The sequence below is a fragment of the Salinispora pacifica DSM 45544 genome (assembly GCF_000378845.1).
Classification (GTDB): domain Bacteria; phylum Actinomycetota; class Actinomycetes; order Mycobacteriales; family Micromonosporaceae; genus Micromonospora; species Micromonospora pacifica.
In genome coordinates, this window is sequence record NZ_KB905359.1 from 5092413 (window position 1) to 5107123 (window position 14711).

Here is a 14711-nt window from a genome sequence, read left to right on the forward strand (position 1 = left end):
AGCTCAACCGCGGACCGTGGTGGCCTGCCCGGACGGCAGCGGCACCGGCACCGAGGCGATGGCCTGACGCAGCACCTCCGTCGGGGTCACCCCCCGCACCTGCGCCTCCGGGGTGAGGAGCAGCCGATGCGCGAACACCGGCTCAGCGAGCAGCTTCAGATCCTCCGGCATGATCCAACCCCGGCCGTCGATCAGCGCGTACGCGCAGGCCGCCCGGGTCAACGCGATCACCCCACGCGGGCTCACCCCCACCCGGACCTGCCGATGGTCCCGGGTCGCCGCCGCGATCCGCACCGCGTACCCGTACAACGGCTCGGCGATGTGCACCCGGCGCGCCATCCGCACCATCTCCTCGACCGTCGCGGTGTCGGTGACCGGGGTCAGCGCCTCGGGAGAACGCGCTGTCGCGCCCCGCAGCACCTCCACCTCAACCGCCTCGTCCGGATAGCCGACCGACAACCTCACCAGGAACCGGTCCAACTGCGCCTCCGGCAGCCGGTACGTGCCATCCATCTCCACCGGGTTCTGCGTCGCCACCACCAGGAACGGCTGCGGAACCGGATGGCCCACCCCGTCCACCGTCACCGTGCGCTCCTCCATCACCTCCAGCAGCGCCGACTGGGTCTTCGGCGAGGCCCGGTTGATCTCGTCGGCGATGACGATGTTGGCGAAGACCGGCCCCGGATGAAACTCGAACTCCCGACTGGCCTGGTTGTAGATCGTCACCCCGGATACGTCCGACGGCAGCAGGTCCGGGGTGAACTGGATCCGCCGCCACCGACCCTGCACCGTGGCGGCGACAGCCCGGGCCAGCGTCGTCTTGCCGACCCCCGGTACATCCTCCAGCAGCACATGCCCTTGCGCGAAGAGCGCGGTCAGAGCCAACCGGACCACCTCCGGCTTGCCCAGGACGACCGCGTTGATGTTCTCGGCCAGCCGGGCGGCGAGGGCAGCGAAGCCCTGCACCTCCGACTCATTGAGTAACCCGGGGGAACTCACGCTGGTGCTCCTTGCCTGGCGTCGGTCAGCAGGTCGGCAGGGCGTTGATGTCGTCACCACCGTCGAGGTTCAGCCAGGCCCACGGAATGTAGTTGCGCCCCTGGAAGTCGACCTGCACCCACCAGGTGCTCCTCTTGCGCCCGTTGTAGACGAAGGCGTACACCTCCTCGCCCGCCTGCCGGCAGTACGCCCTCAACCGCGTGCCCGGCCTGGCCCACCCGACCTGCCGGGGGTCATCCTGCCGCGGCGCCGAGAAGATCTCGTTACCGTTGCGGCCGTCCACGTCGGCGTCACAGTATGTCCGCTGGTCCCCGGAGTCGCCGTTTTCGCAGGTTGCCGTCCCGGACAGCACCCCCGTCGACTGCGCGCGGGTCGCGCTGCCCGGGCCGGCCACGTTCGTCGCCGTCACCGTGAACGTGTACGCGGTGCTGGCCGTCAATTCGGACAACGTGATCCGGGAACATGGGCCGGACTTCGCCGGCTTGCCACTGGTGCTCAACGTGCAGGTCGCCTTACCACCGCCGGCATCCACAGTGAAGCTCACCGTCACCGACGTGGCGGTCGCCGACGAACCGGTCACCGTCACCTTCGGCGCGGCCACAGTCCGCGCGAGAACCGTGGCCTCCGGCCCCGGCCCGGCTTCGTTGACCGCCCGCACCTTGACCGTGACCTGCTTGCCGTCACCCAGCCCGCTGACCGTCGTCCGAGTGTCGGTCACCTCGCTCCGCTGACCACCCACGTCCACCAGGTACGCCGCTACCGGACGGCCATTCGCCGCCGCCGGCCCCCACCGCACCGCGACCGTCCCCGGCTGCTCCGCCACCGTCGTGGCCTGTAGCTCCACCGGCTCCCCCGGCGGCGCGTACGGCACCACCGTGTTACTCACCGGCGAGGCCGCCGAACCCGCACCCCTGTCATTGACCGCGACGACCGAGAACGCGTACTGCCGGCCGAACTCCAACTCGCCCGCCGGCACCACCAACTCCGTCCCGGTCGCCTCCCCGGCCAGCGAGTTCGTGCCGGCCGAGGTGGCCGTCACCACATACCGGTCGATCGTGTTGCCCTGCCCGTCCGCCGCCGGCCAGCGCACCGCGACCGTCCCGTCCGGGCGCGCCTCGGCGGTCGCGCTCGCCGGCGGGTCCGGCACCTCCGCCGTCGGCGTCACCGGGTTACTGGTCCGTGCCGGGCCGTCCCCCTTGGCGTTGACCGCGAACACCGAGAAGGCGTACGTCTCCCCGTTGGTCAGCCCCTTGATCTCCACCGCCCGCTGGCTGGCGCCGACCTCGACGCGCTGCCCACCGCCGGACACCACATACTTGATGATCTCGGCGCCATTGGCGGCGGCGGCCCGCCAGCTCACCCGGGCCCGGGCGTCCCCGGCCGCCGCGGTGACCGCCTGCGGTGGACCCGGCCGGCTCTCCTTCGGCTTCGGCGGCGGGGGCGGCGGTGGGGGAGTGGGCGGCGGGTCACCGCCCAGCACGTCGTTGGCGTACTTGTCGACCTCCCGCATCCGGTGCCGGTCGTCCACCACCCGGGCGATCGACGCGTCCGGAGCGTTGATGAACAGGTGGTTCTCCCGAACCTCCAGTTCAAGCGGACCAGCCGGTGCGCCGGACATCGAATCGACCAGCCGGCCGGCCTCGTCGAGCACGTACACGGTGCCGGTGGCCTCGTCGGCGCAGTAGAACCGGCCCGCCCATGACACTGCCGGGCTGAGGTCGCCCCCTTCACCGGGCACCGTGAAGTTGGTGACCACCCCGTCCGCGACCACGTGCACCTGCCGTTGCGACGGCACCGTAACCGGCACCGCCGACCCGTTGGTCCGGGCGGGTAGCACCGCCGGCGCGGAGGTCACCAGCGGGGTCCGCGTCACATCCCCCGCACGCACCATGATCAATGAACCCGCCGTCCGGTCGAGCACCGCCACACCCTCATCGAGAGTGGACACCATCAGCTCGTGATGGGGTTCGGTCACGTCGTACGTCTCGATCAGCTCCGGACCCAGACCCCCCTCGGCGCCCGCCGACGATGACGGCAGCGGCGCGGCGCTGATCGCCGAGACGGTCCCCTCGCTCGGCACGGCGATCCATAGCCGGCCCGCACCGTCAAAAGAACCACCGGTGATGCCCGGCGGAAAGCGGACCGACTCGCCGACCGGCGACAGCGACCGCGGATCGAGCTGCCGGACGATGCCCTGCACCGCGTCCACCACGAACGCCGCCTCCTCGTGCAACGCGACGTTCACCCCGAGACCGGGCGTGGTGGGGGAGGTCGCGAGGATCCGCAACGTGGCCAGGTCCAGCGAGCTGACCTGGCCCGTGCTCAGATCCCGCAGGACGAGTAGCCGGTCGGTCTGGGTGACCTGCACCGGATGCTGCTGCGCGCCCGGAACCTCCAGCCGGGTGTCCACCCGCGCCGTCACCCCGTTGACCCGAGCCAACTCACCCCGAGCACTGCTCCACAACCAGGAACTGGCGTCGAAGGTGGCCACCGCGTTGTCGGCGGCGCCCACCCCGAGCACAGTCAGCCCCATCGCGGCCAGCAGCGCCATCACAGTGGCGATGGTGACCAGCCCACCACGAAAGCGGCGACGCGGAGTCACGCCATCATCGACGGTGGCCACAACCAGTTGCCTCCCCGTATCGTTCGAGCAGGTCACGGGTCCGAAGACGGCGGCCCTCCCAGAAGTCGGCTGCCATCATATTTGGCTCTGCAGCGGTAAGGGAACCCGTACCGTCCACCGGCGTACACGCAGCGTACTGCCCGGCTATTTACCGCTCGCGATCGGTGCACACCTGCCCGGACGTGGTGAACGTCTCCGTCGAATACACCGCCAACACCGTGAAGCAGTAGTCCACCTCGGCACTCAAGCCGTTGATCGTGTAGCTGGTCCGCCCCGGCTCCACCCGGCCGTTCATCCCCAGTTGCTGCCCCGCCTGGCCAGCGGCCACCACGAACGGCACGCTGCCGTCGGACGGGTCCGTCCACGTGAGAGTGACTGTGGTCAGGTCGTCCCGCAGACTCAGGTCCGTCGGTGGCGGCGCACTCGGTACCCCGCTCGGCGATTCCGCCGCCGACCCCCGGGGTGTCTCCGGCAGCGGAGCGGCCGCCGGATCGCTCCGAAGCAGCACCACCAAGCCCGTGCCGACAATCGCCACCGCGGCCACCCCCGCCGCAGCGAGTACCGCGACCACCGCGGTCCAGTTCCGGTCGCGCCGCCGCTGCGCCCCGGCCGGATGCGCGGCCGGCAGCAGACTGACATCGGTATCGTCCGTTATCCGGGATGGGCCCGGCGCGAGTTCACCGGCTGAAACCCCAGGTGCGGGGCGGGCGTCGAAAGAGCCGTGGGTGGATCGCGGACCCCAGGGCTGACCTGGTCGGGGCCGTCGCCTGCCGCCGTCCCCGTCCGGGCTCGGTCCGACCGTCGGACGCCGTGGTGTCGTATGGCCGGGAGATGGACCCGATGGAGCCGGCGCGGCCTCCGGCGGAACCGGCGGCTGCACCCGTCGAACGTTCGAGGGCAGCGCCGCGACCGTCTCAGCGCCCGGGCGCCCCGGATTGTGCTGCACTGGATGCGGCGGGCCGGGCGGGCCGGACGAGCCGTCAGCCATTCCGGCCTCGTCGAAGTAGGCCCGAGCCGCCCGGACCGACGAATGGTCGGCCCCGAGCACGGCCGAACCGGCGATCAGGATCCGATGGAAGTTGCGGCGGGCCTCGTGTCGGTTGCCGAGCTCGTCCGCCACGGTCGCCAACTCGAAGACGAGCGCCAGTAACAGGGGATCGGCGTCCGACCGGAGGCGCTGACCCGCCGCGAGCGCCTCCTCCAGCACCCGGCGGGCGGCGCTCGGGTCGCCAGCCTCCCGGTGCAGTCGTGCCAGGAGGTGCGCGGTGCCCAGCACCTCGGGATGATCCGGGCCGTACGGCGGCGGATGGGCCGACTCCACCGTGTCGGTGAGGAGTTGACGCGCGCCGGCCAGGTCGCCGGCGTGACGCAGGGCGAGAGCCCGATGCTGCACCGCGGCCAAGGGGGAGGGCGAGGGATACGACACGTGGTCATGCTGCCGGCCCGACGTGCCCCGACGCTACTGCGACAGCACTCCTGTCCGTATTCTCGCCCGCCGAGAGCCGATGTGCATGATCCATCCGGGCGGTGTACAGTAACTCCTCGTGCGGCCCGCTGGGTAGCCGACAGGTGAGAAGATCACTTCGGTCGTCGCGGTAGGCTGGAAAGAGCAAGTCCGGGTGGCGGAATGGCAGACGCGCTAGCTTGAGGTGCTAGTGCCCGTATAGGGCGTGGGGGTTCAAGTCCCCCCTCGGACACCAACCATTTCCCCATGAAAGTCCGCTACAGGCTGTGCTTGTACGCGGACTTTCTGCTTTCCAGGGTCGTAGGTCAGGCGTAGCCCGATCTGCCGGTACACCTCGGCGCGGTCGGTGGGGTCGGCCTCTCGCAGCACGGTGATGATGTCGCCTAGCGCGGTGACAAGATCGCCTATCTGCTGTCGTGTCAGGTGTTGTTGAGCCTGTTGGGGGCGGGCTCGGTTGAGCACGGCCAGGATGCTGCGGCGTTCGGTTTCGACCTCGGCGATCCATCTTGTGACGACGGTGGGGTCGGCTCCGGCTTCGAGGGCTGCCTTGTGGCGGGTGAGCTTGGTTTCGCACTCGGCGAGTTGGATGCGGGCGCGGTCGGCCTCGTGGTCGATGTCGGGGGTTTCTTGGTGCTCGGTCAGTGCGGTGATGGTGTCGGCGATGCGGTGTGGGGCGAACGCTTGGGCGAGGGCGGCGTCGAGCGGGCCGATGAGGTCACGTTCGCGGAGGTAGACGTTGCGGGGGTGGTTGATCTTGTTGGCGAGGGCGTATTCCTGGGCGTAGCGGCAGCGGTAGTATGCCTCGCCGTTGGATCGCTGGCCCTGCATCTTTCGGTTGCACAAGGCGCAGTACAGGCTGCCCTTCAGAAGGTAGATGTGGCGAGCGCGGTGCTTCTTGTGTTCGCCGCCGGGACCACGACCCCGGCGGCGCAGGAGCGCCTGAGCGGCGTCGAAGGTCTCGGTGTCGATGATCGCTGGGTGTGCTTCGTCGTTGGACGTGACCCACTGCTGTTGTGGGTTCCAGCGCATGACGCTGGTGTGGCCCATGGCAACGTCGTTGACGTCGAGCAGAATCTCGTCGGTGCGTTGGCGGTTCCAGACTTGCCAGCCGGTGTAGCGGGGGTTGGTGAGGATGACTCGGATGGCGCTCTTGGACCAGGCGATGCCGGAGCGGTGGGGGTTGCGTGCCCGGTCGTAGGCCGAGGGGCAGGGGATGCCGTCGGCCGTGAGTCCTTCGGCGATGACGTAGAGGCCGTTGCCGGCAAGGAACTCGGCGAAGATTCGGGCGACGACCGGGGCGGTGTTGTCGTCCAGAGCGAGTCCGTGTAGCCGCTTGCCGTCGGCTGCCTTGCCGGGGTTGGGGTGCGGGCCGAGGTCGATCAGGCGGTAGCCGTATGGTGGGCGTCCGCCGAGGAATCGGCCTTCGAGTTTGGTTTGCGCTGTCATGGCGGTGCGGACGCGTACCTTGATCCGGTTCCGTTCGCCCTTGCTCATGCCGCCGAAGACCGACATCACGAGGTCGTGCGCCTCGTTGTCGGGGTCGAGTGGCCCGCCGACCTCGGGTACCCACAGGTCCACGCCGTAGTGGGTGAACAGCGGGAAGGTGAGGCCGAACTGGTTGCCGTAGAAGGCGCGGTGGGGTTCGCCGATCACGACGGCGTCGAATCCGCGTGCCGGGTCACGCAGTGCCCGGAGCAGGGCGCCGGCCTCGGGCCGACGCTGCCAGGGCAGGGAGCGGCTCTGCCCGATGTCGAAGAACTCGGCGACGATGATCCCGCCGTGCGGCTCGATCAGGGCCGTGGCGCGGTTGCGCTGCCAGCCTCGGGACGATTCGGGGTCTTGCTGGTCCTCGGTGGAACAGCGGCCGAGGAACGCGAAGGGCAGGGTGGTCACATCATGCTCCGTGGGGGGAAGGGGCGGTGTCACGGCGCTGCGCGACGTGGCTCAGGAGGCGTAGGAGTGCCCGCGCGGCTGGCGGCGTCAGGGCAGGCCAGTCATCGGGGACTTCCAGACGGAGGGCCGATTTGGGCAGTTCATGGGCTCGCAGAATGGCGCTCATGGTGATCGTGAGGCGTGTGCTGGCGCCCTTCGAGGGGCTGTTGAGGTCGATGGCGAACGCGTCGAGGATGCGCCGGACGAGCGGCGACGGCAGGCGGGAGAGGTCGACGGTCAGCCCGACCGCGAAGTCCGCGAGTTCCGCTGCTGCGGGATACGCCGTGTCTTGGACGCGGGCCGGCTGGTTCGTCGTGTGTGGGGAGACGAGTCGGAGGCATGACTCGACGAGTCGGGGCCTGTCCGTGCCGAGGACGTGCTTGTTGAAGGCGCGGGAAATCGCTGCCAGTTGGGCGGGGGTGCTGTGGCGAGTCACCGTGGGGTCCATCGATGCTTACCTCCTGCGGTCGATTGGAGTGCGGTGTTCCCGCCGCTGGTCGTGCAGGCGGGTCAGTACGTCGAGATAGGCGACGCTGCGCAGTTGCCACGGCGTGACCGGGAGCCCGTGGCCGTCGCGGATCTCGGGTGCGAGTAGGAACTCGATGTCCGCGACCGCAAGCGCACGCATGATCGCGAAGACCGGTGCCTCGCGGCGGGACAGGCGGTAGACGTCGGTGCTGATCACGAAGTCGAATCGGCGTTCGGGCCGCTTGGCCTCGGTGATCAGGTCATCCAGACCGCCGTCACGGCCAACTTCTCGCTCGTTGGTCAGGGAGAGGTTGGCTGGTGCCCGCTGGTAGTGGGGCCGGGTGCCGAGGTCGTAGAACACGGCCGTGATCGCGCCTTCGGGTAGGACCGAGGCGCACTGCTGGTACTGACCGCCGAGCACGAGGGCCGCCGTGGCAAGGTCACCCGCGTCGGCGGTCCGGCCGTAGAACGCCACGCGCGGGGGCGGTGTCGCTGCGCGGGGGTTCATGCCTCGTCTCCGCTGCTCGGGGTGGCGTCGCCGGTGCTGGGGGCGGTGAGCGCGAGGACGTGGCAGTGTGCGCCCGTCTCGGCGAATCGGTTGGTGCGGGTGTGCCACCACTGCTCGGCGCGGTCAGGCCCGGTGAAGGGACCGACGACGAACACGCTGTGGCTGCGGGGGTGGATGCACACCGCGACGGTCGGGGCGTTGAGGTCGCCCACCGAGGCGGTGGCGGGGGCGCACACGGGGGCGGTGGTGAGCGCTGGCCCGGCGGTGGCGTGCTGGTAGGGGTGGGCCAGGGTGCCGGTGGTGCGGTCGGCGGCACCCGGTGGGCAGATGGCCACGGTTACCGCCTGATCGTTCGATGCGGTCACGGCTATGCCATAGGGGCCGTAGACGACGATGCGGCCGGTGCCGTCACGGGTGACGGTGGCGTACATGGACGTGTTCCTCCTGCTGTTGGCGTGTGGATCAGGCCACGGGCCGACCGCCGGTGCTGGCGGTCGGCCCGTGGGCGTCGATCACCGCTCAACTCGTTGAAGGGATCAAGACCGCTGCGGCTGCCGCATCCTCCACAGCACGTCGAGGACGTGCGGGAGGCGCGGTCAGGAGGACGCCGTTCGGTGCTGGTGCAGCCAGGTCAGTACGTCGAGGATCACCTCGGCTTGCAGCACAGCGAGCCGTCGGCCGGCGTCACCGTCGAGAACGGTGACCTCGAACTGAACCTCGGGCTCGTCACCGCGGGCACCCGTCGCCTCCACGGGCTCCCCGCTCGCGGGAGCGTTGCCGCGAGTCTTGTGCCTCTTGTCGGCGTTAGGCGAGACCCGGCGCGGTCTGCTGCTGGCCGCCCCGGACGTACGCGGGCTACCGGCCATCGGGAACCTCTGCACCGCCGGTCGGGGCTCTCAGAACCACCACGTCTTCGTGTTGGACGAGCCATTGCGGGTCGCCGGTGGCGATGGCGTCGCGGATGTTCTTCTGCTGGAAGAACGAGGCGCGGGGGATGATCACGCCGTCGCGGATGCCGCAGATGAGGGCGATGCATTCCTCGACCAGTTCGAGGCCGGCGTTGATGCCGGCGGCGACGACCATGCCGGGGATGTCGATGAGTTCGCCATGGCGGCGGTAGGGCCGGGCGGTGACGACGATGTGTCCGCCGGGACGTAGGAGTTGGCGGCATCCGGCGAGGATCGCGGTGAAGCCGTCGGCCAGTTCGCCGTGGCTGCGGTAGGCGAGGTTGTCCACGCCGCCGTACTTGTGGTGGATCTTGCGGATCTTGCCGCGTCTCGGGCCGGGGGTGCGGACGTGGCCGTGGGTGGATGGCCCGTACGGCGGCGAGGTGATGACCAGCGACACCCGTCCGTGCAGGCTCGCCGGCAACAGCGCCGGCAGCGTGGTCGAGTCGCCCTGGTAGATCTCGCCCTGGCCCGGTGCCCCGGCCGCGACGGTGTGGCGGATGTTGTCGGCTGCCTTGGCGACCCATTCGGCTTCGTACTCGATCCCGACGCCGTGACGGCCGAGGTGCATGGCCTCGATGACGGTGGTGCCGATGCCGGCCATGGGGTCGAGCACCACGTCGCCGAGGTTGGTGTAGGTGCGGATGGCGTACCGGGGGATGGTCGGCAGCATCTTGCCGGGGTGCGTCAACGACTCCGGGGTGTACCGGCCGCGCCGCAGGTCGCGCGATGCGGTTTGACCGGTGAGCCAGACCGACCCGAGATAGCCCTCGGCGAGCAGGGCGGCCAGGTCGGACGCGCCGGGGTGCGACGGTTCGAGGTCGCGCGAGTCGGCGGGGTGGAGCGGACGGGGCTCAGGCACGGGCGTTCTCCTCACCGGTGGCGGTGGCGGTGGTGCCGAACACGACCAAATCTCGGAAGGCCGGCAGGTGACGACCGGCGAGCAGACGGCGCCCGTCGTCAGCTTCGTCGGGGCGTTGCGGGGCGGTGCGCGGCTCGTGCTCGGGCAGCGGGACAAGGACGGCGGGAATGTGCTGGTGGTAGAAAAGCCCGGCGGCGCGGGCGGCGGCGATGACCGTGGCGCGGCGGCTGATCTCGCCCGGCGGCGGCGCGGTGAGGCCGACCAGCAGGGACCCGCCGGGGCGTAGCAGGGGCCGCCAGGTGCTCATCGCCGTGGCCGCGTCGTCCTGGGTGAGGCCCTGCGCGCCCTTCGGCAGGGCCGCCAGCATCAGGTCGACACGTGGGCCGGGACGACGCAGGGCGTGGCGGGTCCGGCGTTCAGGGGCGGGTGGCAGGAGCCGCACGTGCAGGCCGTGGCGACCGGTGAACAGCCGGGCCGGCACCCGGTTCATGTAGGCGGTCGCGGCGATGGCGGCGGGGTGCGCGTCGAGGTCGAGCACCACGTCACCGACGTGGGTGTAGCGGCGGATGAGGTAAGCGAGGTGGCTCGGGGACACCCCGTGCCAGTCCGGCACCCCCACTCGGGGCGTGCGCGGGAAACGGGTACGGGGAAGGAGCAGGCCGACCGGTGCCGGCTGGGGCCGGTCACCGGAGGCGGTGGAGCTGGGCTTCGGCATGGGCGTGTGGGCCACGTCCGCCGACGAGCGCTGACACTAGGGGATTACAAATCCGAGCCCCGGATTGGAAGCCCCGCCGCGCGCCGACCTCGGCACCCTGGCCGACGCGGAGGGGTTGAACAAGATCATCGACGGGTTGAACACGCAGGTCAGGGCCGTCGAGACGCCCACCGTCCGCATCATCTGACCTGCAGCGGATCGCGAGGGAGCTGTGACCGGTTGAACAAGATCGTTAGCCGGGTTGAACAAGATCCTCGCCTGCTTGAACACGACTGGGCTGACGTGCCTCGGGGCTTGAACAAGATCGCCCGGGGCGCGTTCCATAGCCTCTCCTGGCCCTCCGACTGGATTCGTATAGGTGGATTCGTTGCGGGCGTGTTCAAGCCTGCGGTCTCGAAGCGGCTGCGGCCGGCGCGGAGTGCTTGAACAGCCTGACCACGGGTTGAACAGCCCGACTCGGGGTCTCGGCCGGCTGCCGCCGAGGCGCATCGACGGGCATTGGCGACGGCCGGGTTGAACGCGGGTCGAGACACCTTGAACAAGATCAGCAGTGTTCATGATCTGTTCAAAGGCCCTGGTGGCGTGGTGGCACAGCGCCGACCGGCACTCCCGCCGGACGGCACACGGTCATCACGAGGGAGCACCACCATGGACCGTCGTACCCCTACCACCGAGCCGGCCGCCGCACAGCGGGGCGAGACGCTGCTCAACGACATCGAGTACCGATTCCGGCTGATGGGGCAGGGACCGAGCCCGCTGTCGGTGGACGGCCGCAGCCTCGGCCATGGCCTGCCCCGCCGGGCCATCGCCCTGCCCGAGCTGTCGGCGATCCTGATGCACCCGTCCTGCAGCTACGCCGCCCGAGACGCGGCGTGGCGGCTGCTGGTGCAGCACGCCCGTACCGGTGACCCGGCGTGGCGTGCCGGTGCCGTTGGCGTCGCTCTGCCGGGTTTGCGGTTCAAGGCGTACCTGCTGGCCAAGCTGTTCACCGGAGACGTGCAGGCCGCCATCGTCGAGCACTTCCTCCGCGCGCTCGGCACCGTCGAGCTGGACAGGCCGGGCGTGGTCGGACACCTGCTGTCGGCCGCGTTCTCGAAGGCCCGCACGGAGCTGCGCGACCTGGAGCCGGCCTCGTCCGGGGCACCGAACCACGCCCCCGGCGCGGTGCTGCCACCGGCCCCGTACGGGCACCCGGATCTCGTCCTCGCCCGCGCGGTCAACGCCGGGGCCATCACCCTCCAGGAGGCGGAGCTTATCGGCGCGACGTATGGAGGACGTCAGCCTGACCGAGTACGCCGAGCGGACCGGTCAGTCCCGCTGGAACCTCTACAAGCAGCGTACGGCCGCCGTCGCCCGGCTCAAGGCCGCGATCGAGTCCGGCGAGCTGTCCGACCCGTACGCCGATGTGGTCAACGAGGCCACCTCGACCCTGGTCCTCGACGCTCCAACCGCCCGGAAGCGCCCGTAAGCAGCCTGCCTGAGCTGCGGCTTTCCAATCCGAGGCTCGGATTTGTAATCCCCTAGTGCGGGACTCTTCCGCGCAGGTGACCTTCTCCGACCGGACCCGTTGACGGCGCTGACACCCCGTACGCTCCCCGGCTCACCCGCCTTCCCAGTGAGGAGGACGGCCGCGCCGGTCGGCACCACAGGTCACCTCACCAAGCGCATCGTCCGGTCCCGCCTTCGCCAAGCCCACTCGCGCACCCACGCCCCGCTGCGGGCTGCTCAGGCGTGCGCACCGGAGGTGCCCAACCCCATGAACCACGTCCCCTTCCCGTGCCCCGAGGCGGCGGCCCGCCGCCGCCTCGGGGCCGGCAGGCGCGGACGGCTATTCGTCCGCTGCCTGCGTCGATACCGTCCTCGAACTGTCCGCGCCGCGCTGGTCCTACTCAACACCGCCGCCCGGTGCCGCCGCGCGACTGGCCCCTCGACGGATTCGCCTCGCGTCCGGACGCGTCCCACCACGACGGCACCCCGCTGTGCCCGGTCCCCGGCCCGACCGGCTCCCAACCGGCCGAACCGATCGGCGCTCCGGCACGCCTGACCATGTGGCAAGCCGTACGGCAATCCTGGCTCATCCATCCCGATTGGACCATCGCCGATCACCTCGCATGGCTCGATGACGAGGGCTACGACACCGGCACCCTGACCGGCGACCTGGCCGAGGTGGTCGGCCGGTGGCTTGCCGAACACCGCCGTACCGCCCCGGTGCCCCGGCCCACCGATGACCCCACCGTCTACATGGTTGCCGGGGGCGACATGGTGGCCGTGTTCGACTCGGCGGAAAAGGCCGACATCATGGCCGTCACGATGACCGCCGCGAACCTCGAACCGGTCACCCTGCCCCTGACCGAGGCGCAATGGGAACAGGCACACGCCGTATTGCGGTCACAGCAACCGCACATCACCGTGACCGATGCCCAGTCCTCCCGTACGGCCGACGCGTCGTGACGGGACCATCGGACACCGGCCCGGCCACCGATCGGCCCGACATTCCCTCGGCGCTGGGCGCGCGCCCGTACGACGCGCGGCGCGGGCTACCCATCCCGCCGGTCAACATCCACCCCGACCCGACCGGCGACGGGTCGCACGTGGACTTCACCACGATCAACACCACCACCTCAACACGCCTCGCTGTCGAACGGTGTTGTTCGTTGTGCGGTGAGCCGATGGGCTATTGGGTCGCCTTCCTTGGCGGACCCCGGGCCGCCGAGTTGATGCGCTACGCGGACCCACCGGGACACCCCGAGTGCATGACCGCCGCACTGTCGTTGTGCCCGCATCTGGCGCTCGCGCGGCACCGCCGCGCCCGTGCCGACCGTCCGGGGGCGGGCATCATCCCGCCGGGATCGCACGGCGACAAACCCGACCGGTACCTGGTGGGCATCACCCGCGACTACCGAACCCGATTCATTTCCCCGAACACGGGTTCACCGTGTACCTACCGGCCCCGTTCAAAACCGTCCGCGCGTACGCGTACGCCCCGGACGGGCGGCTACACCCGGCCACCGACACCCGGTAGGCCCCGCCCGGCGGCGGGCGTCAGATTCGCCGCAGAAAACTCGATCGACTCCAACCGATCGTCTTGATCCGCCGGTAGAGGTAGGAAACATTGTTTGTGACGGCGCGGTCGGGGGTCGCAACCCCCGGCCCGTCGCCCGCCAAAACACACAACCCGGAAGGAGTGCCACCGTGGCACACGAACTGGAAACCCTCGCGAACGGGCAGACCGCCTTCGCCTCCGCCCGACTGTCCGCCTGGCACCAACTCGGCACCGTCGCCGAGGCGTGCATGACCGCGCAGGAGGTCATGAGCAAGGCGTGGCTCGGCGGGTGGGAGGTCCGCAAGATCGCCATTCAGGGCATCGAGATCACCGAGCGCGGCGTGACGAAGGTCGACTGCCCCGACAAGTACATGACCGTGCGGACCAACCCGGTCACGGGCGTCACCGAGTACCTCGGCGTGGTCGGCGAGGACTACAGCGTGGTCCAGAACGAGCAGGTGGCCGAGACGCTCAACCTCCTGGTCGACCAGTCCGGCGCGCACTTCGAGACGGCCGGCTCTATGCGCAAGGGCCGCAGCGTCTTCGTGACCATGAAGCTGCCGAAGGCGATGCGGATCGCCGGGGTGGACGACATGGATCTCTATCTCGCGGCCACCACCTCGCACGACGGCACCGCCTCGTTGCGCCTCGATGCGACCCCGGTGCGGATCGTGTGCGCGAACACGCAGGCCCTCGCGTATCGGCGGTCGGTCAGTTCCTACACGTTCCGGCACACGTCGAACGTGACCAGCAAGATTTCCGAGGCGCGGCAGGCCCTCGGGCTGATGTGGAAGGCGTTCGACGCCTTCGAGGCCGAGGCCGAGAAGATGATCAACGAGTCGTTGACCATGGGTGAGTTCGAGAAGATCGTCGCGCAGGTGTGGCCCCTCGCGGACGACGCCTCCGACACGGCGAAGAACAACGCCAAGCAGCGCACGAACACGTTGCGGTACTTGATCCGGGACGCCGACACGCAGAAGGTGATCAAGGGCACCCGGTGGGCCGGCTACCAGGCCATCACCGAGTACGTCGACCACTTCGCCCCCGCCAAGACCGGCCTCGTCCGCGCTACGCGGGCGCTGACCGGTGCCGGTGCGGACCTGAAGGCCCGCGCGTTCGAGCTGCTGGCGGTCTGAGGTGGGCTGGCGT

General features: G+C 69.9%; 15 protein-coding genes and 1 tRNA gene. 6 read left to right on the plus strand and 10 right to left on the minus strand.

The window, feature by feature from the left end; genetic code table 11:
* Positions 1 to 3 precede the first annotated feature (3 nt).
* The 3 genes from SALPAC3_RS0123250 to SALPAC3_RS0123260 all read right to left on the minus strand — a co-directional run bounded on the left by SALPAC3_RS0123250 (position 4) and on the right by SALPAC3_RS0123260 (position 5024).
* On the minus strand, positions 4 to 999 hold the full coding sequence (locus SALPAC3_RS0123250) for an AAA family ATPase (RefSeq protein ID WP_018223575.1): 996 nt from the start codon (positions 997 to 999) through the stop codon (positions 4 to 6).
* A 25-nt stretch (positions 1000 to 1024) separates the two neighbouring features.
* The gene (locus SALPAC3_RS0123255; RefSeq protein ID WP_018223576.1) at positions 1025 to 3622 is read right to left on the minus strand and encodes a fibronectin type III domain-containing protein; all 2598 of its coding nucleotides are present in this window, start codon (positions 3620 to 3622) and stop codon (positions 1025 to 1027) included.
* Between the two features lie 148 nt (positions 3623 to 3770).
* Entirely contained in the window at positions 3771 to 5024 is a 1254-nt protein-coding gene (locus tag SALPAC3_RS0123260; protein ID WP_018223577.1) for a fibronectin type III domain-containing protein, read from the minus strand.
* 211 nt (positions 5025 to 5235) lie between these two features.
* On the opposite strand from SALPAC3_RS0123260, the gene SALPAC3_RS0123265 reads away from it, so the two are divergent.
* Positions 5236 to 5322: transfer RNA gene (locus tag SALPAC3_RS0123265), tRNA-Leu, on the plus strand.
* On the opposite strand, the gene SALPAC3_RS27540 is transcribed toward SALPAC3_RS0123265, so the two are convergent.
* The 7 genes from SALPAC3_RS27540 to SALPAC3_RS0123300 all read right to left on the minus strand — a co-directional run bounded on the left by SALPAC3_RS27540 (position 5301) and on the right by SALPAC3_RS0123300 (position 10519).
* Entirely contained in the window at positions 5301 to 6980 is a 1680-nt protein-coding gene (locus SALPAC3_RS27540) for a recombinase family protein (protein WP_198290355.1), read from the minus strand. The two genes, SALPAC3_RS0123265 and SALPAC3_RS27540, sit on opposite strands and share 22 nt — an antisense overlap.
* A 1-nt stretch (position 6981) precedes the next feature.
* Entirely contained in the window at positions 6982 to 7467 is a 486-nt protein-coding gene (locus SALPAC3_RS0123275; RefSeq protein WP_018223578.1) for a hypothetical protein, read from the minus strand.
* A 6-nt stretch (positions 7468 to 7473) separates the two neighbouring features.
* Positions 7474 to 7995, minus strand: a complete 522-nt coding sequence (locus SALPAC3_RS0123280) for a hypothetical protein (RefSeq protein WP_230511774.1) — start codon at positions 7993 to 7995, stop codon at positions 7474 to 7476.
* Positions 7992 to 8426, minus strand: a complete 435-nt coding sequence (locus tag SALPAC3_RS0123285; RefSeq protein WP_018223580.1) for a hypothetical protein — start codon at positions 8424 to 8426, stop codon at positions 7992 to 7994. Before SALPAC3_RS0123285 ends, SALPAC3_RS0123280 begins: the two co-directional genes overlap by 4 nt.
* A 165-nt stretch (positions 8427 to 8591) precedes the next feature.
* Entirely contained in the window at positions 8592 to 8747 is a 156-nt protein-coding gene (locus SALPAC3_RS28470) for a hypothetical protein (RefSeq protein ID WP_018223581.1), read from the minus strand.
* A 103-nt stretch (positions 8748 to 8850) separates the two neighbouring features.
* A complete protein-coding gene (locus SALPAC3_RS0123295; RefSeq protein WP_018223582.1) occupies positions 8851 to 9804 on the minus strand; it encodes a TRM11 family SAM-dependent methyltransferase in 954 nt (317 codons plus the stop codon).
* Entirely contained in the window at positions 9797 to 10519 is a 723-nt protein-coding gene (locus SALPAC3_RS0123300; RefSeq protein WP_018223583.1) for a hypothetical protein, read from the minus strand. Before SALPAC3_RS0123300 ends, SALPAC3_RS0123295 begins: the two co-directional genes overlap by 8 nt.
* 64 nt (positions 10520 to 10583) lie before the next feature.
* On the opposite strand from SALPAC3_RS0123300, the gene SALPAC3_RS29105 reads away from it, so the two are divergent.
* From SALPAC3_RS29105 to SALPAC3_RS0123330, 5 genes are all read left to right on the plus strand, one after another.
* Positions 10584 to 10706 (plus strand): hypothetical protein, encoded by a 123-nt coding sequence (locus SALPAC3_RS29105; RefSeq protein WP_018223584.1) that lies wholly within the window; start codon positions 10584 to 10586, stop codon positions 10704 to 10706.
* 461 nt (positions 10707 to 11167) lie between these two features.
* The gene (locus tag SALPAC3_RS26130) at positions 11168 to 12043 is read left to right on the plus strand and encodes a VOC family protein (protein ID WP_232430533.1); all 876 of its coding nucleotides are present in this window, start codon (positions 11168 to 11170) and stop codon (positions 12041 to 12043) included.
* Positions 12044 to 12424: 381 nt separating this feature from the next.
* Positions 12425 to 12970, plus strand: a complete 546-nt coding sequence (locus SALPAC3_RS0123320; RefSeq protein ID WP_018223587.1) for a hypothetical protein — start codon at positions 12425 to 12427, stop codon at positions 12968 to 12970.
* Positions 12967 to 13608, plus strand: coding sequence for a hypothetical protein (locus SALPAC3_RS28905; RefSeq protein WP_018223588.1), 642 nt, complete (start codon positions 12967 to 12969; stop codon positions 13606 to 13608). Before SALPAC3_RS0123320 ends, SALPAC3_RS28905 begins: the two co-directional genes overlap by 4 nt.
* Positions 13609 to 13711: 103 nt before the next feature.
* Positions 13712 to 14698, plus strand: a complete 987-nt coding sequence (locus SALPAC3_RS0123330) for a DUF932 domain-containing protein (protein WP_018223589.1) — start codon at positions 13712 to 13714, stop codon at positions 14696 to 14698.
* The last annotated feature ends 13 nt before the right edge of the window (positions 14699 to 14711 follow it).

Coding starts and splice junctions, on each gene's coding strand:
- SALPAC3_RS26130 (WP_232430533.1), top strand. CDS start 11,168: ATGGACCGTCGTACCCCTACCACCGAGCCGGCCGCCGCACAGCGGGGC.
- SALPAC3_RS0123275 (WP_018223578.1), bottom strand. CDS start 7,467: ATGGACCCCACGGTGACTCGCCACAGCACCCCCGCCCAACTGGCAGCG.
- SALPAC3_RS0123300 (WP_018223583.1), bottom strand. CDS start 10,519: ATGCCGAAGCCCAGCTCCACCGCCTCCGGTGACCGGCCCCAGCCGGCA.
- SALPAC3_RS0123285 (WP_018223580.1), bottom strand. CDS start 8,426: ATGTACGCCACCGTCACCCGTGACGGCACCGGCCGCATCGTCGTCTAC.
- SALPAC3_RS0123280 (WP_230511774.1), bottom strand. CDS start 7,995: ATGAACCCCCGCGCAGCGACACCGCCCCCGCGCGTGGCGTTCTACGGC.